The sequence below is a fragment of the Chelatococcus reniformis genome (genome assembly GCF_014640075.1).
In the GTDB taxonomy this organism is placed as follows: Bacteria; Pseudomonadota; Alphaproteobacteria; order Rhizobiales; family Beijerinckiaceae; genus Camelimonas; species Camelimonas reniformis.
Genome location: NZ_BMGG01000005.1, coordinates 329,067 through 353,529 on the forward strand (window position 1 = coordinate 329,067; position 24,463 = coordinate 353,529).

A 24,463-nucleotide genomic window follows, 5' to 3' on the forward strand; every position below is an offset into this window, starting at 1 on the left:
GCGCGCGCCAGCGCGGTTGGCCGCGGACGTAGGCAGTGCTCCGCTCAGGCGACCAGCCCGTCGGCCATGATCTGGATGCGCCCGTTGGAGCAGCGCTCCACCCGCGCCTCAACGTGGTAGACGTCGCGCAGCATGGCCGCGGTGATCACCTTCTGCGGTGCGCCCTGGCTGTGCAGCCGGCCCTTGTCGAGCACCACGATGTGGTCGGACCAGCGGGCGGCGAAGGCGAGGTCATGCAGCACGACCACGACGATGCGACCCTCGTCGGCCAATGTGCGGACGGCGCCGATGACCCGCAGCTGATAGTGCAGGTCGAGGGCGCTCGTCGGCTCGTCCAGCAGCAGCAGGGGCGGCTCGCGCGCGATGGCCTGGGCGAGGTTCGCCAGCTGCAATTGCCCGCCCGACAGACGCCCCAACTGCTCCATGGCCAGGTGGGCGATGCCCAGCCGGTGCAGCGCCGCCAGCGCCCGCAGGCGCGCATCGCCGCTCGCCGGCTCGGCGCCCGCCTTGAGGGCGCTGATGACCGACTCCAGCACGGTCAGTGCCGCCGTCGACGGCAGGTTCTGCGGCATGAAGCCGATGTGACGGGCCCGTTCGCCCGGTCCCAGGCCGAGCAGGTCGACGCCGCCGAAGCCGACGCGCCCGCGCGCCGGCACCAGGCCGCAAAGGGCGCGCAGCAAGGTCGACTTGCCGGCGCCGTTCGGCCCGACCAGCGCGGCGATCGTGCCGGTGCGCACCGGCGCCAGCGCAAGGCCCGCGAGCACGGGCCGGCCGCGGTAGCCGGCATGAAGGTCGTCGACCTCGAGCGTCGTGGACGCGGTCGCCATCACGCCCGTCCGCGCTGACGCATGATAAGGGCGAAGAAGACCGGCAGGCCGATCAGCGAGGTGACGATGCCGACGGGCAGCAACACGCCCGGCACGACGCTCTTGCTCGCGACCGAGGCCAGCGACATCACGGCGGCCCCCGTGAGCGCGCTCGCCGGCAGGAAGAAGCGGTGGTCCTCGCCGATCAGCATGCGGGCGATATGCGGCCCGACCAGCCCGACGAAGCCGATGGTGCCGACGAAGGACATCGCGGTGGCGGTGAGCAGACTGATGCGGAGCAGCGAGAACGCACGCAACCGCCGCACGTTGACGCCGTAGCTGCGGGCGCGCTCCTCGCCGAGACGCAGCGCCGTCATGCGCCAGGAGGCTGCCAGCGCGAAGGGCGCCACGGCGGCGACGACCACCGCCAGCGCAGCGACCGATGGCCAGTTGGCGCGGGCCAGCGAGCCCATGCTCCAGAACACCACCTGTTGGAGCGCATCCGCCGACGCCACGAACTGCACGAGCGTGAGCAGGGCATTGAAGGTGAACGCCAGGCCGATGCCGAACAGCACCAGCGAGTCGGGCCCCCCTCGGCTGCGGCTGCTCAGGAACTGAAGCAGCAGAACCGAGCCCAGGGCGAACAGGAAGGCGTTGCCGGTGACGAGCAGGGCCGGGGGCAGGAAGGGCACGCCGATGCCCAGCACGATGGCAATGGCCGCGCCGAACGAAGCCGCGGCCGAGACGCCGAGCGTGAAGGGGCTCGCCAGCGGATTGTCGAGAATGGTCTGCATCTCGGCGCCGGCGAGCGACAGGGCGGCACCGACGAACAGCGCCATGAGCGCGATCGGCAGCCGCACCTGCCAGACGATGACCGTGACGGTGGGCGACACGCCGTCGGCCCCGGTGAGCGCCGCCCAAGCCGTCGACAGGGGCAGCCCCGCGGGGCCCATGGCCAGATCGAACAGCAGCGAGGCGGCCATCAGGGCGGCGAGGCCGACCAGAATGATGAGGCGCCGCCTGAGCAGGCGATCGTAGGCGTCGAGCGCCGGATGGGCGACTGCATGTCGCGGCACAGGGCCCGCGCCGCGCGGAAGACTGTCCAGATCGATCACGCGCACAGCCTCGGATCGGCTGGCGCAGGGCCGCCTAGCTTTGCCGCGTCGCCGGCGACCGGCGCCCGATTCGCGGCGCCGACGCTGTCATCCGTCATGGTTTGCCGTTGGTTTGCACTGCACGCCTTGTGGTCGTCCAGAACGTACCCTCAAGCGGCGCGGCAAGGAACCGGGCGTTGATCTCGTCCAGGGTGTGTGCGGGATCGATGTCCGCAAAACTGTCCGGGTGCAGAAATTTGGCGAGCGCCTCGACTGCGACCACGTGCACGGGCGTGTGCACGAAGAGGTGCCACAGGCCCAGGATACGGCCACGGCGCACGGCGCCGAGCGATGCCAGATCGGGGCGGCCGACCAGTGCGGCGAAACCTGTCGCCGCCTGTTCGGCGTCGACCCCGGGGCCAAGGCTGAAGCCGCTGGTGCTTGGGGCACCGGAGATGGCGGTGGCCACGTAGGCATCGGGGTCGTGGGCCAGAACGTATTCGGCGCTGAGCTGCCCGATGGGCCCCTTCAGAACGTCGGCGCCGATGTTGTGCCCCCCGGCCAGCGTGATCACCTCGTTGACCGTGCCGGGGCCGGCTGAGAAGCAGCAGTCCGTGCGATCGGCGAAGGCGTGAAAGAAGACGCTGGGACGCGTCGTGGTGGCGCCGACGCGTCGCCGCACCTCGTCCAGGTGCCGCGTGTAGAAGGTGAGGAAAGCCTCGGCCTCGGCCTCGCGGCCGATGAGGCGCCCGAGCGCCCGCAGACTGGGCTCGGTATGGCGCAGCGGGTCGAGGAAGAAGTCCAGCACGACGACGGGGATGCCGGCGGCTTCGATCTGCGCCACGACGGGGGGTGGGGCTCCGCCGCTGGCGCCGTAGCGGAACGCGTCGAACTGGCTCAGCACGACGAGGTCCGGCCGCGCCGCCAGGATGGCCTCCACGGAGAGCGTGTCCAGCGCGTCACGCCCGACGACCGGCACCTTGTCGATATCGGGAAAGCGGGCTCGCATGATGGTGGGCTGGACGGCGTTGGCGCCCCCCTGGGCCCAGCCGGCGAGCAGGCTCACGGGATCGGGGTGGAGTAGCGACAGGGCGTCCAGGCTGACCCACGCGCCGAGCACGATCCGCCGCGCCGGATGGGCCAGCACGACCTCGCGCCCGACGATGTCGGTGACGCGGATCGGCGTCTGTGCCGAAGCCGCCGGCATCGACAGGACGAGCAGCAGGGCCGCGACGAGGCCGCCCAGCCCGATCGCCCGGCACTCCCGGACGAACCGGCCGGGAGAGCGGCTGCGGCGCGCTGCGCGCATGGGGATCACCATCGATAGTTGAACGTCGCCAGCACGGTCCGACGGGTGCCCAGGGTACAGCCCGGTACGTTGCCGCACTGGGAGACGTAATAGGTGTCGAACAGGTTCTTGGCCACCACCGACAGCCTGGCGCCGTCGAGCTTCGGCGAGACCTTGGCAAGGTCGTAGGACAGCGTGGCGTCGACAAGCGTGTAGGAGGGGATCTTGACGGTGTTGGCGACGTCGTAGGTGTCGCCGACATAGCGGATGCCGCCGCCGAAGCCGAGCCCGGCCAGCGCGCCGTTCTGCACCACGTAGTCGCCCCAGATCGAGGCCTGGTGCTTGGGCGTGGCCGCCAGACGGTCGCCGAGGTCGGCCGCGACCGAGCTCTTGGTGACTTCCGTATCGAGGAACGAATAGCCGGCGATGATGGCGAATTCGGGCGTGAGCTGGGCGCGCGCGTCGAACTCGAAGCCGCGTACCTTGACCTCGCCGAGCTGAACGTTGGCGAACGGATGCAGCGGATTGGGGTCGGCGGTCACCGTGTTCTGCTGGGTGATGTCGAACACCGACGCGGCCAGCGAGATGTTGGTTCCGACGGGCTGATACTTGATGCCGGCCTCGTACTGCTCGGCCGTCAGCGGCCTGAAGGCGGCGCCGAAGAAGTCGGTCTGGGCGGTCGGTTGGAACGACGTGGTGTAGCTGACGTAAGGGGCAAGGCCGCTCGCGAAGACGTAGCTCAGGCCGACACGGCCGCTCAGCGCGCGGTCGTTGGTCGAGGCGTTGACGAGGGAGCGGCTCGTCACCGTATAGGTGGAGGTCTTGACGTCCGACCAGTCGTTGCGGATGCCGAGCGTCGCGATCCAGCCGCCGCCGAACTTGATCTGGTCCTGCGCGTAAATGCCCAGGTCGCGCAGCCTGGCGTCCTTGAGCTGGAAGTTCAGCCCCGGATCGGCGATCGCAAAGCCATAGGTCGGATTGAAGATGTTGATGGGCGGGGCCGCGCCTCGACCGACGTCGTAGGTGCTGGAATCGTCACGGTAGTCGAGACCGAACAGCAGCACGTGATCCAGCGGGCCGGTTTGCAGCTTGGCCTCGAAGTGGTTGTCGACCGTGAAGGCCCGTGCCGTGGCGTTGATGCGGAACGCCGCCCGGTTGAGGGTGCGGTTGTCGGGCAGGAGCTCGCCGTTGCGGTTGAGCGCCCGCAGGAAGACGTCGTTGTAGGTATAGCGCAGGTTCTGGCTGAAGCTCAGGCTGTCGCTGAAGCGGTGCTCGAAGGCGTAGCCGATGGACGACTGGTCGCGGTCGAAGCGGTCGAAGGCGGGGTCGCCGGAGTAGCGGTTGAAGGGCAGAAAGCCGTTCACCGGATTGGCGTTGAGCGTGCCTGAGGTCGGCAGGTAGTTGAAGCCGGTCCTGCCGTTGCGCTCGCTGATGTGCTGGGCCAGCACGGTCAGGCTGGTGTCCGTGCTGGGGCGCCAGGTGAATGAGGGGGCGAAGAACATCCGGTCGTCATCGACGAAGTCGACCTGGGTACCCGCCTGGCGTGCGAGGCCGGTGAGGCGGAAGAGGAACTGTCCCTGGTTGTCGGCGGCGCCGCTGACGTCGAAGGCGCCCTGAATGCGGCCGAAGCTGCCGGTCTGCAGCTGCACCTCGCGCAGCGGGGTGGCGGTCGGCCGCTTGCTGATCATGTTGATGATGCCGCCCGGGCCGCTCTGCCCGTAGAGCACCGACGAGGGCCCCTTCAGCACCTCGATGCGCTCCAGGCCGTAGGGCTCGATGACCGATGTGGCCCAATCGGTGGAGGAGGAGCCGTCGGGCAGGTGAAGGCCGTCGAGGAAGAAGTCGGCCTTGAAGCCGCGAACCGTGGTGTAGCTGTCGAACTTCGACGCGGCGCCATACTGCTCGCCGGTCACTCCCGGCGTGTAGCGCAGCGCCTGGCTGACGCTCTGAGCCCCCTGATCGCGGATCTGATCGGCGGTGATGATGTTGATCGTCTGCGGAATCTCGAGCGTCGGCGTGTCGGTCTTGCTGCCGGTCGTGGTGCGTTTGGCAACGTAGCCTTGCACCGGCCCGATCCCGGTCTCGCCCGGGCCCTGAATTTCGATGGTCTCGAGCTGAATTGTCCCCTCGCGCCCCGTGCCCTGGGCGCTCGCCTCAGCGGACGCGGCGATTGCCAATATCGCCGCACACGATGCTGTAGCAAGGCCGTGCCGATGGGGCAAAATACGACACATGAGAACAGTACTCCGAGAGATATAGCTCAATGCTATCCTAATTCCGAAGCTTTTCTTTGAATCGTCTGGTTCAATCTATTGACGCGATCTCGTGATCGAATAAATTTAGATAGATTCCAAACTAGCCTCGGTGCTCGAATATTCGTAGCTTGACCTTCAATCGGGGGTGGATCAGAAAAGACCGCGTTTGGGTCAAATTTGAGCTAAAAATGACCATATCGGTCCAATCGATGAATTCGGGTCACGTCCGGCAGCCGTACTTGAACCGGCTGGCCATCGACGAGGAGACACCGCGCCCGCTCGCCGTGCTCAACCAATCGTTCGTCAGCGGCACCAAGACGCGCTGGCACAGCCACCGCCGCACCGAGCTGCTGCACGCCTCCGGCGGCCTGCTCGTGCTCAATACCGAGGGCGGGACGTGGACGGCCCCGGCGGGATACGCGCTGCTCGTCCCCCCTGACGTGCCGCACGAACTCGCCGCCTACGGCTGCCACCAGATGCGGGCCGCCTTCCTCAGCGGCGCGGCCCTGGGCGGCAAGGTGCCGTCGGATTGCCGTGTCGTGGCGGTCTCGGCGCTGCTCGACGTGGCGCTGCGGTCGCTGGCGGATGGGCCGCTGCTGTACGACGAGGACGGGCGGGGCGGCCATCTGGCGGCGCTCGCCGCCGAGGAGATCGCGCTCGCCCCGGAGATCCGCATCGCTTTGCCGATGCCGCACAGCGTGCGGCTGCGCAAGCTCTGCCGGGCGCTGATGCAGACCCCGTCGCTCGGCCACGACCTGGACGACTGGGCCGAGCAAGTGGGCGTCAGCCGCAGCACCTTCACCCGCAGCTTTCGCGCCGAGACCGGCCTCAGCTTCGCCGAATGGCGCCGGCGCCTGAGGATGCTGCACGCGCTGACCCTGCAGGCGGAAGGGGCCTCGCTGCGCGCGGCGGCGCGCACGGCCGGCTACCGCAGCCCCAATGCGCTGCGCGACATGCTGAAGCGGACCATCGCCGAGACTTTCCCGGTTGCGGGTTGACTCGTTCGGCCGCTCGGCTCGGGCCGGCTACGACCGGCCGGCGGGATGGGAGGCTTGGATGGCCTCGCCAATGGCCACATGCTCCTGCGGCCACCGCGCCAGCGCTGCGCGACCCGTGTCGGTCAGGTCGTAGATGCCGCGGTCGGCCCGCGCGAACCAGCCATAGACGTTGCGGAGCAGGATCTTGGAGGCATCCGGCAGCCGAGGCTTGAGGTCGCGTGGGCGCAGCGGACCGGCGGCCAGTGCGGCGGCGCAAGCGAGCGCCTGCTGGCGATAGGCGGTCATGATCGGGGCGCGCGAGCCACCGCCGGCGACCGGGTCGCCCTGCCTGCGGCGATGTTCGGCGACGAGACGCGAGCGACGCCGCGGGTTCTTGCGCGGCGTGGGCGCGCAGGGACTGACGAGAATGTCGACACGGCCCGTGGCGGAAACGCCGAGCAGGCCGAAGCCGAGGCGCCGGCACAGGTTGCGGAAGCGCGCGTCGCTCTCCCGTCCCTTGCCGCGCGCCGAGAGCTGCGCTGCGAGCCAGACCTCGTCGGCTACGGCGAGGCGGTCGACGCCCTGGAGCACGAGCTCGAGATTGAAGCTCATCTTCAGCTCGCCGATGATCACCAGCGGCGGCGCATCGCCCTTGAGCGCCACGATATCGCAGCCGCCGATCTCGCCCTTGACCGTATAGCCCAGGCCTTCGAGGAACCGCTTCACCGGCAGATACAGGGCAGTTTCCAAGGGCGGGCCTCACGACGACATGACGTCCGCCATGCTGCCGCAGGCTCGCTAAAGAAATCTTGCCGGCCGTGACGGAAGGCGGTTCAGGTGGGGCAACCTCAGGCTGCGGCTGGCGTATCGGCCGCAGCGGCCGGGCTGAGTCCGGCGGCGACCGCATCGTCCACATGCTCAAGCCACACGAACTCGAGCCGGTCGCGGGCGTCCGGCGGGATGTCCTCGTAGTCCCGCCGGTTGCGCGCCGGCAGCATGACGCGGGTGAGGCCGGCAGAGGCGGCGGCGACGACCTTCTCCTTGATGCCACCCACGGGCAGCACCAGGCCCCGAAGCGAGATCTCGCCGGTCATCGCCGTGTCGCTGCGGATCGTGCGTCCGGTGAGCAGGGAGACCAGCGCCATGAACATGGCGACGCCGGCGCTCGGCCCATCCTTCGGCGTGGCGCCGGCCGGCACGTGGATGTGGATGTCGCTCTTCTCGAACAGGGCGGCGTCGAGGCCAAGCGAGCCGGCCCGGCTCTTGACCAAGGTCAGAGCCGCCTGGGCGCTCTCGCGCATCACTTCGCCGAGTTGTCCCGTCAGGATCAGGGCGCCACGGCCTGGCATGCGCGAGGCCTCGATGAACAGGATGTCGCCGCCGACCGGCGTCCAGGCGAGGCCGGTTGCGACGCCCGGCAGACTGGTGCGCATCGCCACTTCGCCCTCGAAGCGGACCCCACCCAGGATCGCCGGCAGGTCGCCCTCGTCGATGGCGACGCGGCTGGCGCTGCCATCGGCGATCTGCACGGCCGCGTGGCGCAGCGCGCGGCCGATCTCCCGCTCCAGGTTGCGGACGCCCGCCTCGCGCGTGTAGCCGCGGATGACGGCGCCGAGCGCCGCCGAGCCGATCTGCGCTTGCTCCCCCGTCAGGCCGTTGGCCTGCCGCTGGCGTGGCACGAGGTAGCGCTCGGCGATCTCGAGCTTCTCGCTCTCGGTGTAGCCGGGGAGGCTGATGACCTCCATGCGGTCGAGCAGGGGCCCGGGAATCTGGTCCATCATGTTGGCGGTGGCGATGAACACCACCCGCGACAGGTCGAACGGCACGGCCAGGAAGTTGTCGCGGAAGGTGCCGTTCTGCTCCGGGTCGAGCACCTCGAGCATGGCCGCCGAGGGATCGCCCTGGATGCCGCGCCCCATTTTATCGATCTCGTCGAGCATCATCACGCAGTTGCGCGCGCCCGCCTTCTTGATCGCCTGGATGATGTTGCCCGGCAGCGCGCCGATATAGGTGCGCCGGTGGCCGCGGATCTCCGCCTCGTCGTGCACGCCGCCCAGGCTGACGCGGACGAAGGGGCGCCCCATGGCGCGCGCGATCGACTGGCCCAGGGAGGTCTTGCCGACGCCCGGCGGCCCGACGAAGCACAGGATCGGCGCGCGCCCCTCGGGCGCCAGCTTGCGCACCGCGAGATACTCGATGATGCGGCGCTTGATCTTCTCGAGCCCGAAATGGTCGGCATCGAGAATGCGCCGGGCGTTGTCGATGTCGATCGGCGGCTCCGCGGGCAAGGCCCAGGGCAGCTCGATCAGCCAATCCAGATAGCTGCGGACCATGCCCGCCTCGGCGGCGCCTTCCGGCATGCGCTCGTAGCGGCGCAGCTCGCGGCGCGCCTGCTGCTCGGCCTCCTGCGGCATCCCTGCCGCATCGATGGCCTTGGTCAGCTCGGCCACCTCGTCGGCCCTGCCGTCACCTTCGCCCAACTGGCGCTGGATGGTGGCCATCTGCTCGCGCAGCACCGCTTCGCGCTGGCGGGCGTCGAAGGTGGCCCTGGTCTGGCGGCCGATCTCGTGGCTCAGCCGCAGCACCTCGATGCGCTCACCGAGCAACCGCAACACCTTGTCGAGGCGGGCCGCCAGCTCGATCGTCTCCAGGATGTCCTGCTTCTGCTCCGGCGGCACATCCAGGTAGGTGGCGGCAAGATCGGCGAGCGTCGCCGGCGAGGTGACGGACTGAAGCGCCGCGGCGAGCTCCGGCGGTGCTTGCGGCAAGAGCTGGATGGCCTCGACGGCGAGGCTCTGGAGTTGCAGGAAGCGGGCTTCGATCTCCGGCGAGCGGGTCTCGGGCTCAGCGATGGGCAGGGTGCGCGCCGCCAGGAACGGCGTGCCCGGCAGGAAGTCGAGAACGCGCATCCGCTGCGCGGCCTGGCAGATGATGTGGTGCGTGTTGTCGGGCGCCGTCATGTAGCGGACGATGTTGGCGATCGTCCCGATCCGATGCAGGTCCTCGGGCCCGGGATCGTCCAGCTCCGGATTGCGCTGCAGAAGAATGCCGACCTGGCGCTCCTCGCGCACGGCCTGCTGGGCGGCGGCCATAGCCTTGGGGGAATCGACGGTGATCGGCACGACGGTGCCGGGAAACAGCACGGCGCGGCGCACCGGCACGATGATCAGCGCGTCATCGGGCAGACGCTGCGGCTCGCCTCCCTGGGGGGCGGACGAGGAGGCGCCGTCAGCCGGCAGGGCGGGATGTCCATCGGTAAGTTCGGTCATCGCGTGGCCTCAGGCAATCCTGGACAGGGCGAACACCAGGCAGCCGTTGCGGGCCGAGTGGTGGATGGCGTAGCGGCCCGGGGGCAGGGGGATGCGGCGCTCGAAGCGTCCCTGCGGCAGCTCGAGCCGGTGGATCACCGCATGACGCAGCTCGGGCGGCAGGGCCCTGCGGCCGGCGACGACGAGCATGCCGTCGTCGATGGTCGACACCACGTCATCGGGATCGACGCCGGGGAGGGCGACGGTGACCAGCACGCCCGCGTCGGTCTCGATCACGTCGGTCAGCGGTTCCCAGCACGGCTCCGGCGCCTCCTGCGACGCCCGCAGGCGGAACAGCTGCCGTTGCATGCGCTCGGCCTGCGCCAGGGCGGAGATCGCCTCCGCCAACATCCAATCCGCCGTGCTTCTCGTGGCCATGTCCGCTCATCCTGTGCCGCTGCACCCGTGCGGTAGGATATATGCGAGCAGCGCCCGAACTCCAGTTGCGCGGCCGAGCCGCTGTCCGGCTGGCCCGCGCGGCTTGGTGCGCTTAGACCAGCCGGCTGCCGCGCCCGGCCCAGAACGGCGTCCGCAGCGCCGGCTTGTCGATCTTGTTGGCCCCGCTGAGCGGGAGAGCGGTGTCACGGATCTCGATGGACCGGGGGCATTTGTAGCCGGCGATGCGGCCGCGGCAGTGGGCCATGATGGCGGCCTCCGTCAGCTCCGCGCCGGGCCCCGCCACGACGATGGCGTGCACGCTCTCGCCCCACTTGGGATGGGGAATGCCGATGACCGCGCATTGGGCGACGCCGGGCAAGGCGTAGAGCGCCTCCTCCACCTCGGTGGAATAGACGTTCTCGCCGCCGGTGATGATCATGTCCTTCAGCCGGTCGACGAGAAAGACGAAGCCGTCCTCGTCCATGTAGCCGAGGTCGCCGGTGTGCAGCCAGCCGTTGCGCAGCGTCTGGGCGGTGAGGTCGGGCCGGCCCCAGTAGCCCTTCATCACGGTCGGTCCCCGGGCGACGATCTCGCCGGTCTCGCCCGGGCCGAGGATGTTGTCCTCGGGGTCGACGATGGCGAGGTCGAGCCCCAGCAGCGCGCGCCCGACCGACTTGGCCTTGCCGAGATGGCGGTGCGAGGTGATGTAGCGCGGCGGCAGCGCCGTGCAGCTCGCGGTGAGCTCGGTCATGCCGTAGGCATGCACGAACTGTGCGTCCGGCATGAGCTGGAGCGCTTCGTTGAGCAGCGGCTCGGGCATGGGTGCCGCGCCATACGCCAGCATTCTCAAGCTGGAGAGATCGCGCTCGCCGGCCGTGGGGTGATCGAGCATCATCCGCAGCATGGTCGGCACGAGGTTCATGGCCGTGACGCGGTGCTCGTCGATAGCACGGAGCACCTCGGCAGGCTCGAACCGCGGGAGCAGCACGACGCGGGCGGCGGTCACCATCGCCGGTATGCAGGCGCCCGCGGCACCGACGTGGAACAGCGGCCCGCAGATGAGGCTCGTCGCCTCCTCGTCGAGCTTGACGGCTGCGGCGCACATCACGGCGCAATACATGATGTTGGCGTGCGTGTGCATGACTCCCTTGGGGGCGCCGGTGCTGCCGCTGGTGTAGAACAGCGCCGCGATATCGTCGCCGCCCCGCCCGGCGTCTGCGAGCGGGACGGCGGCGGCCAGCATGGCCTCATAGCCGACGAAGCCGTCCGGCACCGGGCCGTCGGCGCCCAGCACCAGCCGCCGCAAGGGGGCAAGGCGCGCGAGCTCGGGCACCAACGGCGCATGGGCCTCATCGACGATCAGGATCTCCGCTCCGCAGTCACGCAGGATGGCGGCCAGTTCCGGGACGGCGAGGCGCGTGTTGAGCGGCGTGAAGACGCCGCCGGCCCAGGGCACGCCGAAGTAGAACTCCAGATAGCGATGGCTGTTGTGGGCGAGCATGGCGACCCGGCCGCCTGGCTCCAGGCCCAGGCCGCGCAGGGCGCCGGCCAGCCGCTCGACCCGGGCTTTGAACTCGGCCCACGTGAACCGCCGCTCGCCGTCGACGACGGCCTCCTCGCGCCCGCGCAGACGCGCCGCCCGCTCGAGCGCCTGCGAGAGGCGCAACGCATCGCCGCCGCGTGCGGAAACCGGCGTGTCCGGCATGTCGCTCTTTCCTTGATCCACCAGGACGTCCCCGGCCGGCGGGTATAACGTATCTTATGTTATGATCAATGCGGCCGAATTGGATGAGATGGGCGCGCCGGCCAAGCTGGGGTGGCCGCCCGAACGTGTCCTTGCGCCCACAGCGCGCTAATGCACCTTGAAGTGGTCTCTGAAGGCGCCGGAGGACAGAATCCGCGCAGCGAACATGTCGAAGCGCCCGTCGCCGGTCACCAGCGCCGCGAGCGCGAACGCCTCCGCCACAACGCCGTAGGGCACCGCCTTGATCTTTCCGGCCCGGTTCCTCTCGGCCAGAATGCGCGTGCTGCCGTCCGGATCCACGCTGCCGTCCGTTCGAACCCGGAGCGCCAGCCAATCGGCGCCCTTGGCGATGAAGGCGGCGAGCTCCTGCTTGAGCCGCGCGTCGGGGCAGACGCTCCAATAGCGGGCGGCGTAGACCAGTCCGGTGGCCTGGTAGCCGACGTCCGGTCCGCCCCTCTCCGGGCTCATGCCGTCGGCCTGCTGGGCGCGGATGCCGCGTCGGGCGCTGTCGGCCGCGGCACGCTGCAACCGGACGTCCGGCCCGAGCGCCGCGGCGAGGCCCATGGCCGCCGCGCGGATGAAGAAGCGGTGAGAATAGGGGGCCTGTCTCACCAGGTCAGGGGACCGGTCCGGGTCCAGGGCCGCCAGCTGACGGGCACCGCAGACGATGCCCTCCTTGAGGTTGTTGGGAAAGCGCTTGGCCGGCGGCAAGTTCTGGTTGATGAGCTCGGCCCGGCCGGCGGCTTCCAGGAACATGGCGGCGCTGTGGATCGCGTCGCCACTGTCGAAGGTGCAGTCCGGTCTTTGATGGGCAAAGCCCCAGCCCAGGGCCTTCCACCCCTCCTGCACCAGGTCGGTCCGGTGCGTCGCCGATCCCTGCTGGATCAGCGTGGCGGCCCCGCGCTGGTCTTCGACGAAAGGCTGTGGCCGCTGGCCGGCCTCGAACGCCCGGTTGACTCCCATGGCTCCGGACGGCGAGGCCCGCACATTCGGCACGGAGGCCTGCAGGACGGCTGGATCCGCATACATGTTGGCGAGCTCGGCGCCGGGCGCGGTGAAGGCCAGCGCCGGCGCAGCGAGGATGGCGGCGGCCAGGAACCGGGTGAGGGGGGTGCAGAGGCGAGCGCGTGCCATTCCTCCGCCTCCGAAAGCGGAATTGGCTTAAGAGCTTAACAGACTCCTCGCCGCATCGCACCCCACCCGGGTCGCCCCGCCACGTCACGCGGCAGACGTGGGCGCTCGCTCGCGCGAAAGCGGCGCCTCAGTTCCCAGCGCTCACTCAGCGGCCTCCCGCTTCGCTCGCGGCTGGCCGCCATACTGCCGTGTCGGCGCTGGAAAGCCGCACGAGGTGCCGTCCGTGACCTTGACGTCGTTCTCCCAGGGCAGACGGTATCGGCCGTCCACCAGGTCCTGCATGTAGGTGTAGGGGCAATCGCCGGCGCCTCCTTTGACCGCAGTGAAGCCGCGATGGCCGAACTGGTAGATGTTGTTCTCGACGCCCCAATGGAGACGCGCTTCACGGACCAGGTCGGGGCGCACCTCGGCCGTGATGATCTCGTCGGCCCGGCCGGTGATGCCGTGCGCGATGATCTCGCCGTCGAAGTTCACGATCATGCCTTCGCCCATGGAATCGAAGGTTCCGTCCGAGCCGCACATGCAGACGTTGGCGGTGACCATGAGGTTGCAGAAGGCATTCGCCTGGTTGGTGAAGCGCCAGGAAGAGCGGATCGGCGCAGTGTAGCCGGCGGTGCGGATCATGATCTCGGCGCCCTTGTAGGCGCACTCCCGGGCCATCTCGGGGAACATGCCGTCGTGGCAGATGATGAGCGCGAGCTTGGCGCCCTTCGGCCCGTCGATGACGGGGATGCCGACGTCACCCGGCTCCCAGGGCTCGACCGGCACCCACGGGTGCATCTTGCGGTAGTAGAGCTTCACCTCGCCCCGGTCGTCGATGATCAGGCCGGAATTGAACGGGTTGCCGCCCGGATTGGCCTCCATGATGGAGAAGCAGCCCCAGATGGCGTTGTCGATGCAGGCCTGCTTGAGGGCGGCGACCTCCGGCCCGTCCAGCGTGCACATGATCTCCGGGTTCATGTCCATCGACAGCCCGTGCAGCGCGTATTCGGGAAAGACCACGAGGTCCATGCCGGCCAGGTTGGCCCTGGCCTTGGCCACGAGCTCCACCACCCGGGCGGTCTGCCGCGTCAGGTCGGCCTTGGTGGCCACGTTCGGCAGCTGAAGCTGCACGAGCCCGATGACGACGCCGTTCGGCGACTTGTTGAGACCACCTAATCCGTTCATGCGAGATCCTCCTGGGGGCGTGGGTTTGATCGTGCTGCTCTGCGCGTAGCGTGCAAGAGGGATGCCGAAGCGCCGCGTCGCCGGCTCTCGCAACCGCGAAACTTTGATGGCAGGATGACTCCATAACAACGGATATGGAGGAGCCCGGTGTCAGATCCCAGCCGCGCGCGCGCGCCAGATGAAGTGAGCTTCGACGCTGCGGCCCTGCGCGAAAGGTACCGCGTCGAGCGCGATCGGCGGGTGCGGGCCGAGGGCAACGACCAGTACGTCGAGATGGCGGGTGCCTTCGCCCACTACCTCGACGATCCCTACGGGGATCCCGGCTTCACCCGTCCGGCGGTCGTCGAGCAGGTGGAGGTGCTGGTCGTGGGCGGCGGATTCGGCGGGCTGCTCGCGGGTGCGCGCTTGCGCGAGGCTGGGATCGACGATTTCCGCATCATCGAGAAGGGCTCGGCCTTCGGCGGCACGTGGTACTGGAACCGCTATCCCGGTGCTGCCTGCGACACCGAGAGCTACATCTACCTGCCGCTGCTGGAGGAGACCGGCTACATTCCGCGGCGCAAATACGCCCGCGCGCCGGAGATCCTGGCGCATTGCGAGCGCATCGGGCGCCATTTCGATCTGCATGGGCGCGCTCTGTTCCAGACCGTCATCACCGGGATGCGCTGGGACGACGACGCGGCGCTCTGGCAGGTGAGCACGGACCGCGGCGATGCGATCAGCGCGCGCTTCGTGATCCTGGCCGGTGGCCCGCTGCACCGGCCCAAGCTGCCCGGCATTCCGGGCGTCGACACGTTCAAGGGCCACACCTTCCACACCAGCCGCTGGGACTATGCCTACACCGGCGGCGATCCGGGCGGCGGGCTCACGGGCCTCGCGGACAAGCGGGTCGGCATCATCGGCACCGGCGCGACGGCGGTGCAATGCGTGCCGCACCTGGGTGAATGGGCCAAGGAACTCTACGTCTTCCAGCGGACGCCCTCGTCGGTCGACGTGCGGGCCGACCGGCCGACCGATCCGGACTGGGTCGGCGGCCTGGTGCCGGGCTGGCAGCGCGAGCGGATGGACAACTTCACCACCGTCATCTCCGGCGGCGATTTCGACGTGGATCTGGTCAACGACGGCTGGACCGACCTGATCGGCAACATCCTGCTGGCGGCACGCCGCAAGGCGCAGGCCGGCGAGGAGGTGGCGGATGCCGCCGCGCTGGTGCAACTCGCCGACTATCAGAAGATGGAGCGGGTGCGGGCGCGGGTGGACGCCGTGGTCAAGGACAAGACCACGGCCGATGCCCTGAAGCCCTGGTACAACCAGTTCTGCAAGCGGCCGTGCTTCCACGACGAGTACCTCCAGACCTTCAACCGGCCCGGCGTGCGGCTGGTCGACACCCACGGCCAGGGCGTCGAGCGTATCACCGAGCGCGGTGTCGTGGTCGACGGACGCGAGTACGAGCTCGACTGCCTGATCTTCGCGACCGGCTTCGAGGTGGGCACCGACTACACCCGGCGCATCGGCTTCGAGGTCCATGGCCGCGGCGGCCGGACCCTCACGGACAAATGGAAGAACGGCGCCGAGACCTATCACGGCCTGTTCAGCCGCGGCTTTCCCAACTGCTTCATCGTCGCCCCGCTCCAATCGGGCCAGAGCGCCAACTTCCAGCACATGCTGGACGAGCAGACCAAGCACATCGCTCACGTTCTCGGCGAGGTCAGGGCGCGCGGCATCAGGACGTTCGAGCCGACCGAGACGGCCGAAACCGAGTGGGTCGACACGGTCGTCCGACAGGCGGTCGCCCGCCAGCCTTATCTGAAGGAATGCACGCCGGGCTACTACAACAACGAGGGCGGCGAGCTGGATATGCGCGTCGCCAAGAACAACCAGTACTGGCGCGGGCCGGTGGCCTTCATCCGCATTCTCGACCGTTGGCGGCGCGACGGCAGCCTGCCCGGACTGGACGTGACCTTCGAGACGGCCGAAGCGGCGGCGTGACCGCAAGGGATTGAGCGAGAGGCTTGGGCCAGCGCCGGTCCGAGCGTCGACAGTGCGCGCGCCGTGTGGCGCGCGGGGAGGACAGGACGACATGTTGAAACGAGTGCTGATCGCCAACCGCGGCGAGATCGCGATCCGGATTGCTCGAGCCGCTTCGGCGCTGGGCATCGATACGGTGAGCGTCCACGCCCCGGCCGATGCACTGGGCCTGCACACCCGGGTAAGCGGCCGGTCGGTGGCGATCGGCGCGCAATACGCCGATCCGGTCCAGGCCTACCTGGACATCGAGGCCTTGATCGAGGCGGCTCGCGCCAGCGAGTGTGATTGTGTTCATCCCGGCTACGGCTTTCTGTCCGAGAACGCCGCCTTCGCGCAGCGCTGCCGCGACGAGGGACTGGTGTTCGTCGGTCCCTCGCCCGAGGCGCTGAGTCTCTTCGGCGACAAGGTACAGGCGCGTGCGCTGGCGCGCTCGCTCGGACTGCCCACGGTGCCCGGCAGCAGCAAGGCGCTGGAGACGGTGGCGGCAGCCCAGGATGCGGCGGCGAGCGTCGGCTTCCCGGTGATGCTGAAGGCGTCCGCCGGCGGCGGCGGCCGCGGCATGCGCCGGGTGGATCGGCCCGACGACCTGCCCGATGCCTTCGCCCGCTGCCGCAGCGAGGCAGAAGCCGCCTTCGGCGATGGCTCCGTCTTCCTCGAGAAGCTGGTGGAGCGCCCCCGTCACATCGAGGTGCAGGTGCTGGCCGACGGCGCCGGCCACACCACGCATCTGTGGGAGCGGGACTGCTCGGTGCAGCTGCGCAACCAGAAGGTCGTGGAGATCGCGCCGGCGCACGGCCTGGATCCGGCACTCCGCGGCCGCATCCTCGACGACGCTGTGCGGCTGGCGCGCGCCGGCCACTACGTGAATGCGGGGACGGTGGAGTTCCTCGTCGATCCGGAGCGCGGCGAGCATTACTTCATTGAGTGCAATCCGCGCATCCAGGTCGAGCACACCGTCACCGAGGAGGTGACCGGCGCCGATCTGCTGGAGGCGCAGTTCCGCATCGCCGCCGGCGAGACGCTGGCGGACCTGGGCCTCGCCGAGCCGCCGCCGGTGCGCGGCTATGCCGTCCAGGCACGGGTGACCGCGGTCGGGGCGGGCACGCTGACCGGCTACCGCGAACCGGGCGGGCCCGGCGTGCGCGTGGATTCGTGCGGCTATCTGGGTCTTGCGCCGCCGCCGCAGTTCGATCCCATGTTCGCCAAGGTGATCGCGCGCTCGAACTCCACTGGCACTCTGGCGTCGGCCGTGGAGCGCACAGCCCAGGCGCTGGGCGAATTCTACATTGCCGGCCTGCCCACCAATCTCGGCCAGCTCCAGGCGATCCTCGCGGCACCCGCGGTGAGCGCGGGCGATGCGCGCACGACCCTGCTGGCGGAGCAGCCCGATCTGGCTGCGCCGACCGGCGGCGGCACGGCCAAGCCGACCGGCGCGCTGGCGCTGCTGAAGGAGCGCGGGGGCGCCGACGCGCGCGGCCGCATCGATGCGGCCATGCCCTCGGCCGGCCTGCCTGTCCCGGACGGGGATGAGGGCGTCGAGGCGCCCATGGCCGGCACCGTCGTGGACGTGTCGGCTGCGGTGGGCATGACTGTCGAGGCTGGGCAAACCTTGATCGTGGTCAGCGCCATGAAGATGGAAACGACGGTCGCGGCACCGTGCGCCGGCGTGGTCACGGCGCTCGCGGCCACGGTCGGTGGGACGGTCAGCGCCGGTGAGGTGCTGGCCGTGATCGCCCCCTCGGAGGATGCCGCCACGCGAGCCGCCCAGGCCGCCACCGCGGCTGAGGGCTGGGCCCCCATGCTCGCCGACGTCGCCGCACTCCAGGCCATTGCTCACGGCCGGTTTGCGGACGGATCGAAGGACCCGGGCGTGGTGCGCCAGCGCAGCCGAGGCAAGCTCACCTGCCGAGAGCGCATCGACCTTTTCCTGGACGATGGCTCCTTCCGCGAGGTCGGCAGCCTGGCGGGCTTCGCCAGCTATGACGACTATGGCGGCATCGCCGGCTTCACCCCCGCCAACCACGTGGGCGGCTGGGGCCGCCTCGAGGGACGGCGGACAGTGGTCTGCGCCGACGACTTCACCTCCCGCGGCGGCCATTCCGACGGCGCCATCGGCCAGAAGAGTCGCTATCTCGATGAACTGGCGCTGGAGCTGCGCTGCCCCTCGGTGCGCATGCTCGACGGCTCATCCGGCGGCGGCAGCGTCGCCACCATGGTGCCCAAGCAGGCTGCGGCGGGTGAGAGCGGCGCGCGCGAGAGCTCGGGCGCCATCACCGCCGGGCGCCCGCGCGTGGAAGGTGGGGGCGGCTCCTTCCTGCCGGGCCATCTGGGCAGCTCTCTCTATGCTGAGCAGCTCAAGACGGTGCCGGTGGTCAACATGCTGCTTGGCAGCGTCGTCGGCATCGGCGCCGCCAAGGCGGTGCTCGGCCACTTCTCGGTGATGGTGCGCGACATGTCGCAGCTGTTCGTGGCGGGGCCGCCCGTGGTCGCCCACGCCATGGGCTACGAGATCAGCAAGGAGGATCTGGGCGACTGGCGCGTCCATTGCCGCAACGGCTCGGTGGACAATCTGGCCGAGAGCGAAGGCGAGGCCATGGACATGGCCCGGCGCTTCCTCTCCTTCCTGCCGCCGAGCGTATACGAGGCGCCGCCGGTCGTACCGACCGACGATCCCGCCTCGCGGCGTGAGGAGCAGCTGTTCAGCCTGGTGCCGCGCAAGCGCAACGCTACCTTCGATATCCGCCGCGCCATCCGGCTGATGGCGGACCAGGGCTCGTTCTTCGAGGTCGGCCCGCACTGGGGCACCGACCAGGTCACCGCCTTTGCAAGGTTTGCCGGTTATCCTGTCGGTGTGATCGCCTCCGACAGCCGGCACGAGAACGGCGGTGCGCTGACGGCGGATGGCTGCGACAAGCTCAAGCGGCATCTCGATCTGTGCGACCTGTTCCACCTGCCCATCGTCAACCTGGTCGACAACCCGGGCTTCGCCGTCGGCCGCGAGCACGAGATGACGGGGACCATTCGCAAGGGCGGCGAGTGGATGATCGCCTTCGCGCAGGTTGCGATCCCGATCTTCACCGTCATCATGCGCCGCAGCTTCGGCGTCGCCGGCAACAACTACGCCACGCCGCGCGGGCCCGCATCGCCCCGCGTGGTGTGGCCCTCGGCCGATGTCGGCGGCATTCCGCCTGAAGGCGGCATCGAGGCGGCCTACAAGCGCCAGCTCGCGGAAGCGGCCGACCCGGTGGCATTGCGCGCCGAGATCGAGGCGCGCATCGAGAGCGTCCGCGGGCCCGTGGGTCCGCTCAACCGCTTCCAGATGGAGGAGATGATCGACCCGCGCGATACGCGCGCCTGGATCTGCGACTGGGTCGGCGACGCCCACCGGCAGGCCGCCGTTCCGCAGCGTCTCGCACCCCGTCCGCTCGGCTTCCGGCCATAGACCTTCGGAGCGTCGAGGGCCCTCCCAGGGGTGACGAAAGGCATCCCGCGCCAACTGTGGCGCGGGATTGCTCGCCATCATGACCGGCCCTGACGGGAGACGGCGTTGCCGCACCGCGCTGCTCTTCGCAGTAAGGAACTGGCTCGCCGAGGGCCGCCGGGCCGGGCGGTCCGATGTCGTGAGCGCCCAGGCTCGCGACGCACGGCCGGCGCCGGCGTCTCGAAGCCGACGACAGCGCAAACTGGCAATCAGGGCGGGCGCGGCGAGGTTAGCGTTGCCGGCGCCGACGGCGAACAGCACCGTGCGGACGGCGGCCAGAAGGTCAGGGCGGTCGCATCGGCGTGCATCGGCGCCTTCCTCAGCGGCCCTTGAAGTGCGGGCGGCGTTTCTCCGCGAAGGCCGCCGCTCCCTCCTTGATGTCGTCGCTCCGCAGGCTCGCCCGATGCCGCGCGTCGGCGGCCGGCCCGTCGAGCTCGTTCCGTGCGATCTCGTTGATGGTGCGCTTGAGCCCCTGAACCGCGAGCGGGGCGAGGCCGGCCAGTGTCGCCGCGAGGGCATTGACGCGCTCGTCGAACTGCTCAGCGGTGACGAGTTCGTCCAGATAGCCGATGCGCAGCATCTCGTCGGCGTCGATGCGCGCGGCCGTGAGGAAGAGCTTCCTGGCGGCGGCGGGGCCGAGCCGGCTCACGTAGCGCACCACGCCGCCGCGATAATAGTGCAGCCCGAGCCGCGCCGCCGGCATGAACATCTCCATGCCCGCAACGCCGATGCGGAAGTCACAGGCCAGCGCCAGGTCGGTCGAGCCGCCGTAGACGCTGCCGTTCAGCCGGGCGATGGTCGGCACACGCACGTTCTCCAGGCAGTCGACCATGGCCTCGAAGCTCGGCGCGTCGGCTGTCGCCGGTATCTCGGCCGCGGGCGAGGCCGCCTGGCGCGCCAGGTCGCCGAGGTCGTAGCCGGCCGAAAAGGCCCGGCCGGTGCCGGTGAGCACGAGCGCGCGGATGGTCCGGTCGTGCTCGATACGCTCGAGATGGGTGGTGATGACGCCGATGTCTTCGCGCTGGATGCGATTGAGGTGGGCGGGCCGGTTGAGCCGGATGGTGGCGCAGGCCCCGTCGATCGTCAGCAGGGGCGGGCTTGCGGCGGCCCCGTCCGTCTCGGCCGCCGATCGCTGTGACAGGTCCATGGTCCTGTTCCTCCCTCGGACATTTTCATTTGTCGTATGAACCCGTCGGAAGCGCTTTGGTGGCGAGCCGAGGGACCGCGACCGTTCGGGCTCTGGCGACGGGTTTGGGCTTTCAAGGCGATGGATGGGTCATGCCCGGCCATGACGTTGAGAATAAGAAGCTTTCGGTTCCAACCGTGTCATGGTCGGGCTCGACCGACCACCATCCGCTGCGTCGACAGCGCATGCGCCGGGCCAATCGAGCACTGCCGTGGCCCTCGCCGTCCTGCGCGAGGCATTTGCGGAGGGGGGGTGGCGACCCCGGCAGGGCTCGAACCTGCGACATTCGGCTTAGAAGGCCGACGCTCTATCCAGCTGAGCTACGGGGCCTGGCACATTTGGCGATCGAATGACCCACCCGATCGTGGGAAAGCGCTCCGAAACCAAAACCTGAGGAAGTCCGCGCGCGATCGGTAAGGCTGCGCCTGCGGTCCACCTATACCGGACGGCTCAGTGGGTCCATTGCCCGATGCGATTGAACTTGAAATTGTCGGAATAGGCCATCTGCCGGTGGTGGACCTCCTTGGGCTCCTCCACGCGATAGGCGATGCCGTTGCGCTCGGCGTAGGCGATCGCCTCTTCCTTGGTCTCGAAGCTGAGCCTGAGCTGTTGGCGCGTATCGGCCGAGCTGGTCCAGCCCATCAGGGGCTCGACTCGGCGTGGCGCCGACGGATCGAAGTCAAGCGTCCAGCGCTTGGTCTTGGCGGTGCCGGACTGCATTGCGGTGCGGGCCGGCCTAAAAATGCGCGCGGTCATGGTCGTCAACCCCAACTGGCCATCCGATGTGGCGGCACCGCTCCCGCCGCGTCAACGACAGGACCTTGTAGCCGTTCCAATCCACCTATCACCGCCACGGGTTGGTGACAAACGCTGGGTGGCGGTGGGCGCGCAGGTCCTCGGCCTGAATCGCGAACCCTGCGGCTGCGCGAGAGCACGGCGGGCCGCACGCAGCGCATATCGGACTAGCGCGAATAAATATTGGACTGGGGCGTATAGGTGTGTGATTTTCCCGCAACTCGCCCGCTCTAACGCGCGCGATGCCAAAAATGAGACCGATTCTAAAGTACGGATAAACGACTTTCTAAATCAGATAATTGAGCGTTCATTTCAATTGCTTCTAGTATCGGTTCGAAGTCTGGTCGTGTTGACGCTGTAGTGGCGCGCGTTACTCCCACGCTGAACCGTGGGAGATTTTATGAGCACGACTAAGCTGGCCAGGCGTAGCAAGGTGATTGCCAAGTATGCCGCAGGTGCCGGTTGCATGCTGCTGGCTGGCACGCTGGCCAGCCCGGCTCTTGCCCAGGATGCGGGGGGCGCGGCCACCGGCAACGTCACCCTGGACGAGATAACGGTCACCGCGGCGCGCGCGGCGCGGCCGGTCGAGGACATTCCCCAGACCGTGCAGGTGATCGATCGGACCGAGATCGAAAAGCAGCTTGCCATCAGCCCCAGCGCCGCGGGCGCGCTGTCCCGCCTGGTGCCGGGCTATTCGGCGTCGACCCAGACGGTCTCGAGCGCTTCCGAGACCTTCCGCGGCCGCGACCTGCTGGTGATGATGGACGGCGTGCCGCTCAACTCGCCACTGCGCGACGTCTCGCGCATCCTCGGCCTGATCGACCTCAACAGCGTCGAGCGCATCGAGGTGGTGGCGGGCGCTTCGAGCCTCTATGGAGCCGGCGCCACCGGCGGTACCGTGAACTTCATCACGCGCAAGGGGGGAGACGGCGCTCCGAAGATCGGCGTCAACGCCGCCGTCAGGGCCTTCACCGCCAATGTCGGACCGTCCTTGGCGCCCGAACTGTCCGGCTCGTTGAGCGGCAAGGCGGGTGGCTTCGACTATCTCGTCATCGGCAGCGGGCGGGCCGCCGGTCGTACCTACGACGGCTCGGGCCGGGAGCTGCCGTCCGACTCCATGCTCGGGCAGGGCGGCGGCGACCGCTTCCAGCAGGGCAACCTGCTAGCCAAGCTGGGCTACGACTTCGACGCCAGCCGGCGCTTCGAGGTTTCCGGCAATCTGGTCTATTTCGACCAGAATCCGCAGTGGAACACGTTATATTCGGCGCCATTCGCGCGGCCGGAATTCGGAAGCCCCTACACCGGTGAGAGCGTCCTCGAGAACACGCAGAATATCTCCGCTCGCTATACCGACAAGGATTTTGCTCTCGGCAGCCTGAGCATTTTAGGCTATTACAACAATATCGAAAAGCGCTTCAATTTTTCGAATTTCTCCTATCCATACAACAGCCTGGTTTACTATTCGTTCCTCCCGAGCAGTCCGACTAGCCCGAACAATCAGACGATCCTCTACTCCCAGAGAGGCGGCCTGAACCTCACCATCGATACGCCCCTCGACATGTTCTGGCAGGGTGCCAAGTTCACCTGGGGCGCGGACCTGATCCGCGAGAAGACCCACCAGACGCTGACCAACGGGCAGGAGGTGTTCACCCCACTGGGCCAGACCACCTACGCCGGCTTCGGCTTGTTGCAGGTGCCCGTCGGCGACCGGTTGGTGCTGCGCGGCGGCGTCCGCTACGAGTATTTCGACCTCAACGTCGACAATTTCGTCCGCCCGGCCGCCTATATCGGGCTCGCGGCGCGCACCCCGCTGGGCTATCAGGCCTACGTGTTGCCGGCTCTCAACGTGACCGGGGGCAACTTCGATTATTCGGCCCCCACCTTCAACGCCGGTGCGACCTACAAGCTGACCGACCGGGCCGAAATCTACGGTGGCTTCTCGCAGGGCTACGCCCTGCCGGACGTGGGCGCCTTCACCCGTCGGGCCGGGTTGTCCACGGCCTATGCGTGTTCGGTGGCGCGGCCGAACTGCCTGCGCCCGGGAACAAGCGTCAGCTATGCTTCGATCGGGCCGGAGGCGCAGATCGTCAACAACTACGAGATCGGTATCCGCGGCAGCGCCGGCCCGGTGAAGGCGAGCCTCGCCGGCTACATCAGCACCTCGAACGAGGGCGTCACCTTCGACCCGCTGACCAACCAGATCTCGCAGCAGAAGGAGCGGATCTGGGGCGTGGAGTTCATCGGCGAATGGGCGGTGAACACCAATCTCACGCTGGGCACCAACGCCACGTATCGGGACGGCCGCTACGACAGCAACCGGGACGGACGCCTCGACAGCGCACTGCCCAACAACCGTATCGCCAGCCCCTATCGCGGCACGCTGTTCGGCGCCTATCGCTTCGACAACGGCCTGATGATCCGGCTGGAAGCGGAGGCCTTCTCCGGCCGCAACGAGCGCATCGATCTCGCCGGCACCCGCTACGAGATCAAGCCCGGCGTGACCGCCAATGCGCTGGTGACCTATCCGATCGAGCAGGGTGAGTTCTACGTCGCGGCCAACAACCTGCTGGATGCCACCTACCAGAACCCGACGGCGACCTCGGTGCGCAACCTGCCCGTCTATTCCTGGGGCCGCACCGTGACGCTCGGCTTCCGCACCTCGTTCTGATGCCGGCGATGGCTGCGCACCGCGCGAGTGCATTTCCGCGTTTCTTCGAATCGCCGAAATGCTCTATCTGTTTGTTTTGTCGCGTTTTCTTCACGCGAACCGGCGTCCACTTCGCTCGAAAACGCTCTAAAGGGCTTCGCGATCGGGTGGAATC

Annotated in this window: 16 protein-coding genes and 1 tRNA gene; 4 read left to right on the plus strand and 13 right to left on the minus strand. The window is 68.7% G+C overall.

Annotated features, from left to right (window positions below; all coding sequences use genetic code 11):
* Positions 1-44: 44 nt before the first annotated feature.
* From IEW34_RS15285 to IEW34_RS15300, 4 genes are all read right to left on the minus strand, one after another.
* Complete coding sequence (locus tag IEW34_RS15285; protein WP_188610068.1) at positions 45-827, minus strand: ABC transporter ATP-binding protein; 783 nt, start codon at positions 825-827, stop codon at positions 45-47.
* Complete coding sequence (locus tag IEW34_RS15290; protein WP_244642000.1) at positions 827-1,882, minus strand: FecCD family ABC transporter permease; 1,056 nt, start codon at positions 1,880-1,882, stop codon at positions 827-829. The genes IEW34_RS15285 and IEW34_RS15290 overlap by 1 nt, the downstream gene beginning before the upstream one ends.
* Positions 1,883-2,015: 133 nt before the next feature.
* Complete coding sequence (locus tag IEW34_RS15295; RefSeq protein ID WP_188610069.1) at positions 2,016-3,209, minus strand: ABC transporter substrate-binding protein; 1,194 nt, start codon at positions 3,207-3,209, stop codon at positions 2,016-2,018.
* A 5-nt stretch (positions 3,210-3,214) separates the two neighbouring features.
* Positions 3,215-5,365 (minus strand): TonB-dependent siderophore receptor, encoded by a 2,151-nt coding sequence (locus IEW34_RS15300; RefSeq protein ID WP_188610070.1) that lies wholly within the window; start codon positions 5,363-5,365, stop codon positions 3,215-3,217.
* Positions 5,366-5,631: 266 nt separating this feature from the next.
* Between IEW34_RS15300 and IEW34_RS15305 the strand changes: the two genes are divergently transcribed.
* A complete protein-coding gene (locus IEW34_RS15305; protein WP_244642001.1) occupies positions 5,632-6,441 on the plus strand; it encodes an AraC family transcriptional regulator in 810 nt (269 codons plus the stop codon).
* 27 nt (positions 6,442-6,468) lie between these two features.
* Here IEW34_RS15305 and IEW34_RS15310 read toward each other — a convergent pair whose 3' ends face one another.
* The 6 genes from IEW34_RS15310 to IEW34_RS15335 form a co-directional block, all read right to left on the minus strand.
* Complete coding sequence (locus IEW34_RS15310; RefSeq protein WP_188610071.1) at positions 6,469-7,170, minus strand: DUF2161 domain-containing phosphodiesterase; 702 nt, start codon at positions 7,168-7,170, stop codon at positions 6,469-6,471.
* A 98-nt stretch (positions 7,171-7,268) separates the two neighbouring features.
* Positions 7,269-9,689, minus strand: a complete 2,421-nt coding sequence (gene lon, locus IEW34_RS15315; protein ID WP_188610072.1) for an endopeptidase La — start codon at positions 9,687-9,689, stop codon at positions 7,269-7,271.
* Positions 9,690-9,698: 9 nt separating this feature from the next.
* A complete protein-coding gene (locus IEW34_RS15320; RefSeq protein ID WP_188610073.1) occupies positions 9,699-10,106 on the minus strand; it encodes an Hsp20/alpha crystallin family protein in 408 nt (135 codons plus the stop codon).
* Between the two features lie 112 nt (positions 10,107-10,218).
* Complete coding sequence (locus IEW34_RS15325) at positions 10,219-11,811, minus strand: long-chain-fatty-acid--CoA ligase (protein ID WP_188610074.1); 1,593 nt, start codon at positions 11,809-11,811, stop codon at positions 10,219-10,221.
* Positions 11,812-11,958: 147 nt separating this feature from the next.
* A complete protein-coding gene (locus IEW34_RS15330) occupies positions 11,959-12,984 on the minus strand; it encodes a hypothetical protein (RefSeq protein ID WP_188610075.1) in 1,026 nt (341 codons plus the stop codon).
* A 141-nt stretch (positions 12,985-13,125) separates the two neighbouring features.
* On the minus strand, positions 13,126-14,151 hold the full coding sequence (locus IEW34_RS15335) for a formamidase (RefSeq protein WP_188610076.1): 1,026 nt from the start codon (positions 14,149-14,151) through the stop codon (positions 13,126-13,128).
* 147 nt (positions 14,152-14,298) lie between these two features.
* Between IEW34_RS15335 and IEW34_RS15340 the strand changes: the two genes are divergently transcribed.
* Together IEW34_RS15340 and IEW34_RS15345 are read left to right on the plus strand one after the other, a co-directional pair.
* On the plus strand, positions 14,299-16,140 hold the full coding sequence (locus IEW34_RS15340; RefSeq protein WP_244642002.1) for a flavin-containing monooxygenase: 1,842 nt from the start codon (positions 14,299-14,301) through the stop codon (positions 16,138-16,140).
* A 91-nt stretch (positions 16,141-16,231) separates the two neighbouring features.
* Entirely contained in the window at positions 16,232-19,621 is a 3,390-nt protein-coding gene (locus IEW34_RS15345) for a carboxyl transferase domain-containing protein (RefSeq protein ID WP_188610077.1), read from the plus strand.
* 358 nt (positions 19,622-19,979) lie between these two features.
* Here the strand turns inward: IEW34_RS15345 and IEW34_RS15350 are convergent, their stop codons facing one another.
* The 3 genes from IEW34_RS15350 to IEW34_RS15360 form a co-directional block, all read right to left on the minus strand.
* Complete coding sequence (locus IEW34_RS15350; protein ID WP_188610078.1) at positions 19,980-20,807, minus strand: enoyl-CoA hydratase/isomerase family protein; 828 nt, start codon at positions 20,805-20,807, stop codon at positions 19,980-19,982.
* Between the two features lie 292 nt (positions 20,808-21,099).
* A tRNA-Arg gene (locus IEW34_RS15355) sits at positions 21,100-21,176 on the minus strand.
* Between the two features lie 120 nt (positions 21,177-21,296).
* Complete coding sequence (locus tag IEW34_RS15360; protein WP_188610079.1) at positions 21,297-21,602, minus strand: ETC complex I subunit; 306 nt, start codon at positions 21,600-21,602, stop codon at positions 21,297-21,299.
* Positions 21,603-22,041: 439 nt separating this feature from the next.
* On the opposite strand from IEW34_RS15360, the gene IEW34_RS15365 reads away from it, so the two are divergent.
* Entirely contained in the window at positions 22,042-24,309 is a 2,268-nt protein-coding gene (locus IEW34_RS15365) for a TonB-dependent receptor (RefSeq protein WP_244642003.1), read from the plus strand.
* The last annotated feature ends 154 nt before the right edge of the window (positions 24,310-24,463 follow it).

What these genes read in the sequence shown, in the direction of transcription:
- IEW34_RS15285 (WP_188610068.1), bottom strand. Translation starts at nt 827, where the DNA reads ATGGCGACCGCGTCCACGACGCTCGAGGTCGACGACCTTCATGCCGGC.
- IEW34_RS15350 (WP_188610078.1), bottom strand. Translation starts at nt 20,807, where the DNA reads ATGGACCTGTCACAGCGATCGGCGGCCGAGACGGACGGGGCCGCCGCA.
- lon (WP_188610072.1), bottom strand. Translation starts at nt 9,689, where the DNA reads ATGACCGAACTTACCGATGGACATCCCGCCCTGCCGGCTGACGGCGCC.
- IEW34_RS15320 (WP_188610073.1), bottom strand. Translation starts at nt 10,106, where the DNA reads ATGGCCACGAGAAGCACGGCGGATTGGATGTTGGCGGAGGCGATCTCC.
- IEW34_RS15345 (WP_188610077.1), top strand. Translation starts at nt 16,232, where the DNA reads ATGTTGAAACGAGTGCTGATCGCCAACCGCGGCGAGATCGCGATCCGG.
- IEW34_RS15365 (WP_244642003.1), top strand. Translation starts at nt 22,042, where the DNA reads ATGAGCACGACTAAGCTGGCCAGGCGTAGCAAGGTGATTGCCAAGTAT.
- IEW34_RS15305 (WP_244642001.1), top strand. Translation starts at nt 5,632, where the DNA reads ATGACCATATCGGTCCAATCGATGAATTCGGGTCACGTCCGGCAGCCG.
- IEW34_RS15335 (WP_188610076.1), bottom strand. Translation starts at nt 14,151, where the DNA reads ATGAACGGATTAGGTGGTCTCAACAAGTCGCCGAACGGCGTCGTCATC.
- IEW34_RS15330 (WP_188610075.1), bottom strand. Translation starts at nt 12,984, where the DNA reads ATGGCACGCGCTCGCCTCTGCACCCCCCTCACCCGGTTCCTGGCCGCC.
- IEW34_RS15295 (WP_188610069.1), bottom strand. Translation starts at nt 3,209, where the DNA reads ATGCGCGCAGCGCGCCGCAGCCGCTCTCCCGGCCGGTTCGTCCGGGAG.
- IEW34_RS15360 (WP_188610079.1), bottom strand. Translation starts at nt 21,602, where the DNA reads ATGACCGCGCGCATTTTTAGGCCGGCCCGCACCGCAATGCAGTCCGGC.
- IEW34_RS15325 (WP_188610074.1), bottom strand. Translation starts at nt 11,811, where the DNA reads ATGCCGGACACGCCGGTTTCCGCACGCGGCGGCGATGCGTTGCGCCTC.